This is a genomic window from Jatrophihabitans sp. (genome assembly GCF_051960575.1).
Taxonomy (GTDB): Bacteria; Actinomycetota; Actinomycetes; order Mycobacteriales; family Jatrophihabitantaceae; genus JBQCEE01.
Genome location: NZ_JBQCEE010000330.1, coordinates 1 through 6,293 on the forward strand (window position 1 = coordinate 1; position 6,293 = coordinate 6,293).

Below are 6,293 nucleotides of genomic sequence, written 5' to 3' on the forward strand. Positions count from 1 at the left end.
GGCGACAGCTACCGCATGAAACAAGCCCGCACGAGAGGAGACACCGCCTCGAAAAAGAAGTGATCACCCGCGAGGAGTGGGGACTTTCAGTTGGCCACCAGCGGGGACCACAACTTGGCCGTTGACAGCCAACGTCCGCCGGGCACTTAGAGGCCGAGCACCGTGCGCGGCGAGTGTTCCGACGCCCGGGCGGCATCAGGGACGGTCATCGACCTCGCCACGGCTTGCGAGCCAGCCAGGCACAATCCCATGCTCTTGGAGCGTTGTGCCACGACAACGCCAACGCCGCAGCGGTATCCGAAGGAAGCTGGTTGAAGCGCCCGAACCTTGATCGCTGTGAGTCCAACGCTCGACGCCTGCCGATGAAAACCAGTGTTTACAACCGCTTTCGTAGGGCTGATTCGTGGGGCGGGCGGGGCTCGAACCCGCGACCCGGAGATTATGAGCACCGCTGCTTTCTGCGCTGTGCAAAACCCCTAGGCTGCCGAGGTTCTCGGGCCGCCGCCGAAGCGGATTCGTCAAAATCCTCTGCTCTTCGTGATGAGCGGCTCGAAGCCCTCACAGCGACAGTAGAGCGCGGTCGCCTTTGCGGCCGAGGGCATCATGCTGCAATCGTTGCTAGCAGTGGTCGAGCGCTTCGCCGGCCGGGGCGGCGACATGGAACGGGTCCGTGATCGCGAGGCCTCAGCGAGTGTGGCGTCAGCAGTGCTCGTCGACGCCGACGACGGTGAGGCGCCAGCAGATTGGCGCGTCCAACGCCCCGCGCAACGCGCGGCGTGAGAGTTGCGCTCGGGGCCTCGGCGGCTCTGCTCGTGTCTTGGCGTCACACGTGCCCGCAGCCGATGCACCGGTAGCGGAGAATCGTCACCGGTAGGGTCTCAGTCGGACCATGGGCGAGTCTGAGAGAGAGACTGGCGGACCGAGTTGACTCGTCAGACACTGCGGACGGAGACGAGTGCGGCGTAGACGACGATGTTGGAGTCGTAGCTGCTGATGGAGGAGTTGAAGTCTCCGCCGCAGGTGATGAGCCGAAGTCCGGCGTGGTCGATGTTGCCGTAGACCTGCTGGGTGGGGAAGGCATTCTTCTTGTACTCGGCGACCCGCTCGACTTCGAACAGGGCGACGGTGCCGTCGGCGCGAGTGATGAGGATCTTCGCGCGTTGCCGCATGGCGCCGAGCTTGAAGAACACACCTGGTCCGAAGGCTGCCGAGTCGACGTGACCGATGATTGTGGCCGGGCCGAGCTCGCCCGGGGTGGGTGAGACGGTGAGCCAGTAGGCGTGCGAGTCCTTGTCCAGCGGCGGCGTGACGATCTCGCCTGCACTGTTGAGCCCGATCTGGCGCAGCGTGCTGTCAACGCCGATGGACGCGATCTGCAGCCGGACGGGACGTGAACGGGGAAGGATCAGCCCACGTGTCCCGCCGCTGCCGGAACTCGGGCCGTTCGGCTGTCCCGGGCCCGGCACCGTCGCGGTCGGGCCGGCGGGTGGTCGAGGGGGTGTTGTCCCCGTGGGGATCACGTTCACCGGACTGGCCGCCGAGGCAGGTGGTTGCGGGGCCGATCGTTGCGCTCGCAGGGCAATGACGACGGTGAGGACGCCGGCGAGCAGCAGCACCGCGCCCGCCCCCCCGAGCAGGCGGGTGCGGCGGGCGCGGGCTTCGATGTTCATCAGATGCTGGTGACCGTGGTCAGGGTTGATCAGCTCTGGCGGGCGTAGCGGCGTCGCATCGCGAAGATGCCGCCCGCAGCCAGGATCAGTCCACCACCGACACCGAGCAAGGCGCCGTCCTCGAGGCCGGCGGTGCTGCCGCCGCCGGTCGGGCTGCTGCCGACCGGGGTGGCCGACATCTGCGAGGTGGTGAGTGCGCCGCACAGGGCCGGCGCGGTGGCGATCGCCTTGACCTTCTTGTTCGCGCCCGGCAGCGTGACGCCGAGGGAGTTGTCGGTGGTCAGCGAAGCCTTCGGGGCGTTTGCCGGATTGAGCCCGTGCACCACGACCTCCGCCTTGCCGCTCTGCAACGCGGTCAACGTGGCCTGATCCAACGTGATGGTGCGGTGGTAGGTGAAGCTGCCGCCGCCGGGCGCGATGGTGACATCGGCGGCCGACTTCGGGCTCGTGTCACCCTTGACCGACAGGGTGGTGCCGATCGGGCCGTAGTTGTCCGCCGCCTCGGTGACCGTGATCAGCCCGTCGTGATTGGCGTCGGCGGACGAGGTGGGGCAGCCGCCGTTCTGACCGTTGATGTGGATGTGCTGCACGTGTGGGAACGGCGCACCCGCGAACGCGCTCGGGATCCCCAGCGCGTTCAGGGTCGTCGTGTCCGACGGCAGCTGCGGTGCCAGCCCGGACACGTGCTCGGTGATCGTCGCCGTGGAGCCGCTGAGCGCGAGCGTCACCGATCCGGAGGCCGCCCCTGCCGGGGTGTTCAACGCCACCGGCTGCAGGGAGGCCTGGTAGGTGGTCGACGTGGCAGCGGACGCCGCGCCCGGCATGGTGAGCCCGAGCCCGGCGACGCCGAGCGCGGCGAGCGGCACGGTCCAACGTAGTGACTTGTGCATGACAGTCCTTCCGAGAGCGCCGCCCGGTGGTTTCGGACAACAAGGGTCATACAGGACAAACTTCGCGTCCAAGGATGCGTTCGGTTCCACACCTCGGACGTTTCGCGGCCCCGGACCTGACCCCGGCCCGCGTTCGTTCCCAGACGGTCGGACCACCGGCGGGCTCGACGCCGACGTTCAGGGGGTGGTGATCGATACCGCGACGCCGGTGTCGCGTCTTCCAGGTCCGCTTCCCCTGGAGCGCGTGCGCCACTGCGTCAGCAGGGCAACGACTGCCCCTACTGCAGCGGCCGCTTCGGCCAGTGCGGTCGCGATCTTGCTCGCGTACCAAAACGGTTCGTAGAGATCCGGCAACGGTCCGACCGGGCCGATGTCGACGTACCGGGAAAGCACCACCGCGGCCAGCGCACTGACTGCGACCAGGAACGCGAAGGCGTACGCAAGCTTCGAGGCGATGAGGAGCACCAACACAGCAGCCAAGCCCGACACGACGGTCTCGCCGTAGAACAGTTGCGTCTGACTGATGCCTCCACCCGGCGGCTGGCTTGCGGCGAGGTCGGCGTGGATGACCGCATCGACGACCAACCCAGCAGCCGTCACGAGCCGCAGCACCCAGCCGAGCAGCGCTGCCCGGGTGACGGCCCCGCTGCTCATCGGACGACCAGCGTGCCGTGCATGTTCGAGTGATAGGTGCAGTGGAACTTGTAACGACCCGGCTTGTTCGGAGCCTTGAACGTGGCGCTGCCGCCGGGGTCAACCGCTGCGTCGAACGCACTGCCCTGATCCGCGGTCACGGTGTGCGCCACTTGGTCGGAGTTCGTCACCCTGACCACCGAGCCCGGCCGGACGCTCGCCGGGACCCCATAGGCGAAGTCCTTGATCGTGATCATGGGCGCCGGCGTCGGCACACCCGCACCACTCGATGCGTCAGCGTTCGAACCACTCGGCGCGGTGACGGCCGGCTTCGAGGACATCGACATCTCCGACGACGTCGATCCAGACCCACCCGCGCTCCCGGCACTTGTTCCAGAGGACCCGCACGCCGTCAGCATCGCCAGACCGGCGACGCCGGCAAGGAGGATCGACACTCGGTACCTGCGGGGTGATCTCATACGCACCATTCGTGATGAAAGCCGATTCGGTTGTGATTCGCAGCAACCAGACGGATCGGGCGGTGACGTCAAAGTTGTCGGCGTTCGGATGAAGTGCGCCGCGGAGCCGACGCACCCGAGTTGACCAAGGTCCGGATCCGCCTGCGTGGCGGAGGTTGCGGCGTGACGGGCGGACGGTCAGGCAGGGGCCACGGTCTCGGCGGGGTCGGACTCGAGCCAGATCGGGATGCCCGGCGTTACGAGGATCGACCAGGACCGGCCGCCCCGGTCGTGGAAGGTGATCCAGCCGCCTCTGGTGGCGTGCGCACCAATCGTCTCAGTGACCTGCCGTGCGGTCTCGGGGTCGAGGTCGAACGACAACTCCGGTCCGTAGTGCAGCCTCGACATCCGGGCCCCCTCGTCTCCGTCGCATCGTCACGCTCTGTTCGAGCGTAGGCCTCGAAGCCCGGGAAGACCCGGTGTCGTGCTCGCTCCGCGTGTTACCGTCGGAGTTGTCGAGGTCGCTTTTCCTGCGCCGCTCAGGTCGCACCGGTCCCGCCGATCGAATCCCACACGCGTCGGCTTCTGGCGCGGGGCTGGATGTTGTGATGACCGAGCACGTGCCGCAGCGAACTCGCCACGATCGATTCTTGGCGTTGCGTCCGTTCGACAAGACCGAGCGTTTCGTCGACGGCGTGTGGTGGCCGCAGTCGCTCGACCTCGTCGCCGAGTTGCCAGTGCTGGTGAGCGCCGTCGAGGCTGCTGGTTACCCCGCCGTCCGCCGCCTCAGCTTCGCGATCGCGGGCTGGGACGCTCCGGTCGTCCGGCGGACGACGATCCTCGACAGGACGGTCCGGCTGGGCGGCTTCAACTCGCAGGACACCGCCGAGCTCGCCCTGATCGACTCCTCCGGCTGGAAACGGGGCATCCTGCTGGTGCTCCCGCCCGGCACCGACCAGGCGACGGTCGACCGCGCCATGGCAGAGCTCGACGGCATCGGCGACCACCGCTCCGCACGCGAACTGCTCGATCACGCCGGCGCCGATCCGGTTGCGGCGCATGTGGACGGGTTGCTCCTGTGACCGCCGAGCGCGAGACCGCCGCCGCGACGCCCGCCCTCGACCCGCTTCGCTGCAGCAGCTGCCCGCACGGCGAACTCGGACACAGCGCCGTCGAACGGCGCTATTGCGCCGCCACGAAGGATCACGTGCCCGGCCGCAACTGCATCTGCCGGTCGGCATGATCTCGTTCGTCTGGTCACCCGGCAATCCGTTGCCCGCCGGTACCGGCGGTTCGGAGAACTACACCACTGGTCAGGTGCGCGAGCTCAACAGGCGTGGAGTCGCGGCACAGGTGGTCACGATCGGTCTCGGCGTCGACGACGGCCGTACGGAGTACGACGACGTCCCGTTCCAGGCCGTTGCGAGCCTGGACGACGTCTCCGCCCTCGACGGCACGATCGTCTTCGTCAACGACATCGCCGCGGTGGCGACGAGGCGTCCGTCGTTCCAGATCCTGCACCATCCGCCGCCGATCCGTGAGCGGTATCGCCGGCTCGCGGTCGACAGCGTGCGGGACAGGGTGCTCATCGCGACGAGCCGGTACGCCGCCGGGCTGTGGTCGGACTACCTCGAGGTCGACCGTGCAGCCGTCCACGTCGTCTACCCCTTCGCCGAGCCGCCGTTCGCCGATCAACCCCGGCGCGCGCCCCAGCGTGGGGTGACCCGCGTGCTGTACGCGGGCAGGCTCAGTCCGGAGAAGGGCATCTACACGCTGCTGTCGATGCTGCACGTCGACGTCATCGCCGAGGACCCTGCGCTGTCGATCACGATCACGACGTCCGGGGCCGACAAGCCGCAGGGACGCATCATCGCCGAGCTTGTGGCTGCACATCCCGGCTGCGTCGTCGTACCCGCTCGGCGGACGCCGGCCGACATGGCGGAGCTGATGGCAGCGCATGACATCGTCGTGGTCCCCTCGAACGCGCAGTACTGGCACGAGACGTTCGGGATCGTGTCGATCGAGGCGCAGCATCCGGGGTGCTGGGTGGTCGCGTCCGACGACGGTGGGCTGCCCGAGACCGACAGCGGTGGGGTCCTCCTCGTCCAACCCGACAACGCCGAAGCGCTCGCGTGGGGCGTGCGGGAGACCGCGGACCGAGGCCCGATGTCGACCGAACAGCGTGCGGTGGCCGGGGCCCGCTTCACGGTGGGTCAGTCCGTCGTCGCGCTGCTCGACGTGCTCGCCGCGCACGGGCACGGCCAGGTCAGCACGATGAGCCCGAAGCGCGAGGCCACCCTTCGTCCGACTGCCCTGTCCCACTTTGCCGGGCGGTCGGCCGCTGTCCCAGCGCTCCTGGACATCACGTCTGTCCGCGTGGCGCACGCCGACGCCGGTGCCGATGAGCGTGGTCTGCGCCTCCTTCCCGAGTCATGATCACGACCGCGCGGTGTTCGAGCTGATCGGTGTCAACTTCGTGGCGCGCGATACACGGAGAAGACCCCTGGCTGACCTCGTCGCCGGCACGTACATCCAGCGCATCGAGGTCGGACGGCGGAACCACTGCGAGATCGATGTCAGCGGCCGTCTCCCCGGCCACCGGTCGAGCAATCAGCGACAGAGAACATTGCTTCCGGCGAAAT

9 protein-coding genes and 1 pseudogene are annotated in these 6,293 nt (G+C 68.1%); 5 read left to right on the forward strand and 5 right to left on the reverse strand.

Translation table 11 applies throughout. From position 1 onward, the window contains the following. Positions 1–932 precede the first annotated feature (932 nt). The 4 genes from ACTHMS_RS18480 to ACTHMS_RS18495 all read right to left on the reverse strand — a co-directional run bounded on the left by ACTHMS_RS18480 (position 933) and on the right by ACTHMS_RS18495 (position 3,450). Entirely contained in the window at positions 933–1,670 is a 738-nt protein-coding gene (locus ACTHMS_RS18480; RefSeq protein ID WP_440308130.1) for a class F sortase, read from the reverse strand. 29 nt (positions 1,671–1,699) lie between these two features. Then, on the reverse strand, positions 1,700–2,560 hold the full coding sequence (locus ACTHMS_RS18485) for a hypothetical protein (RefSeq protein ID WP_440308131.1): 861 nt from the start codon (positions 2,558–2,560) through the stop codon (positions 1,700–1,702). A gap of 177 nt (positions 2,561–2,737) precedes the next feature. Further along, entirely contained in the window at positions 2,738–3,214 is a 477-nt protein-coding gene (locus ACTHMS_RS18490; protein WP_440308132.1) for a hypothetical protein, read from the reverse strand. Continuing rightward, positions 3,211–3,450 (reverse strand): cupredoxin domain-containing protein, encoded by a 240-nt coding sequence (locus ACTHMS_RS18495; RefSeq protein WP_440308133.1) that lies wholly within the window; start codon positions 3,448–3,450, stop codon positions 3,211–3,213. The genes ACTHMS_RS18490 and ACTHMS_RS18495 overlap by 4 nt, the downstream gene beginning before the upstream one ends. Here ACTHMS_RS18495 and ACTHMS_RS18500 point away from each other — a divergent pair. Beyond that, positions 3,443–3,796 carry a hypothetical protein gene (locus ACTHMS_RS18500; RefSeq protein ID WP_440308134.1) on the forward strand — a complete coding sequence of 118 codons (354 nt, stop codon included), beginning with the start codon at positions 3,443–3,445 and terminating at the stop codon, positions 3,794–3,796. The genes ACTHMS_RS18495 and ACTHMS_RS18500 overlap by 8 nt on opposite strands. Before the next feature lie 53 nt (positions 3,797–3,849). On the opposite strand, the gene ACTHMS_RS18505 is transcribed toward ACTHMS_RS18500, so the two are convergent. Further along, positions 3,850–4,032 (reverse strand): hypothetical protein, encoded by a 183-nt coding sequence (locus ACTHMS_RS18505; protein WP_440308135.1) that lies wholly within the window; start codon positions 4,030–4,032, stop codon positions 3,850–3,852. A gap of 227 nt (positions 4,033–4,259) precedes the next feature. Here ACTHMS_RS18505 and ACTHMS_RS18510 point away from each other — a divergent pair, with 227 nt between their 5' ends. From ACTHMS_RS18510 to ACTHMS_RS18525, 4 genes and pseudogenes are all read left to right on the forward strand, one after another. Continuing rightward, on the forward strand, positions 4,260–4,733 hold the full coding sequence (locus tag ACTHMS_RS18510) for a DUF5994 family protein (RefSeq protein WP_440308136.1): 474 nt from the start codon (positions 4,260–4,262) through the stop codon (positions 4,731–4,733). Continuing rightward, positions 4,730–4,894, forward strand: coding sequence for an RGCVC family protein (locus ACTHMS_RS18515; RefSeq protein WP_440308137.1), 165 nt, complete (start codon positions 4,730–4,732; stop codon positions 4,892–4,894). Before ACTHMS_RS18510 ends, ACTHMS_RS18515 begins: the two co-directional genes overlap by 4 nt. After that, a complete protein-coding gene (locus ACTHMS_RS18520) occupies positions 4,891–6,087 on the forward strand; it encodes a glycosyltransferase family 4 protein (protein ID WP_440308138.1) in 1,197 nt (398 codons plus the stop codon). The genes ACTHMS_RS18515 and ACTHMS_RS18520 overlap by 4 nt, the downstream gene beginning before the upstream one ends. Positions 6,088–6,100: 13 nt before the next feature. Continuing rightward, positions 6,101–6,293: pseudogene (locus ACTHMS_RS18525) on the forward strand (hypothetical protein); the annotation flags it as partial.

Coding starts and splice junctions, on each gene's coding strand:
- ACTHMS_RS18490 (WP_440308132.1), bottom strand. CDS start 3,214: ATGAGCAGCGGGGCCGTCACCCGGGCAGCGCTGCTCGGCTGGGTGCTG.
- ACTHMS_RS18510 (WP_440308136.1), top strand. CDS start 4,260: ATGACCGAGCACGTGCCGCAGCGAACTCGCCACGATCGATTCTTGGCG.
- ACTHMS_RS18480 (WP_440308130.1), bottom strand. CDS start 1,670: ATGAACATCGAAGCCCGCGCCCGCCGCACCCGCCTGCTCGGGGGGGCG.
- ACTHMS_RS18520 (WP_440308138.1), top strand. CDS start 4,891: ATGATCTCGTTCGTCTGGTCACCCGGCAATCCGTTGCCCGCCGGTACC.
- ACTHMS_RS18495 (WP_440308133.1), bottom strand. CDS start 3,450: ATGATCACGATCAAGGACTTCGCCTATGGGGTCCCGGCGAGCGTCCGG.
- ACTHMS_RS18485 (WP_440308131.1), bottom strand. CDS start 2,560: ATGCACAAGTCACTACGTTGGACCGTGCCGCTCGCCGCGCTCGGCGTC.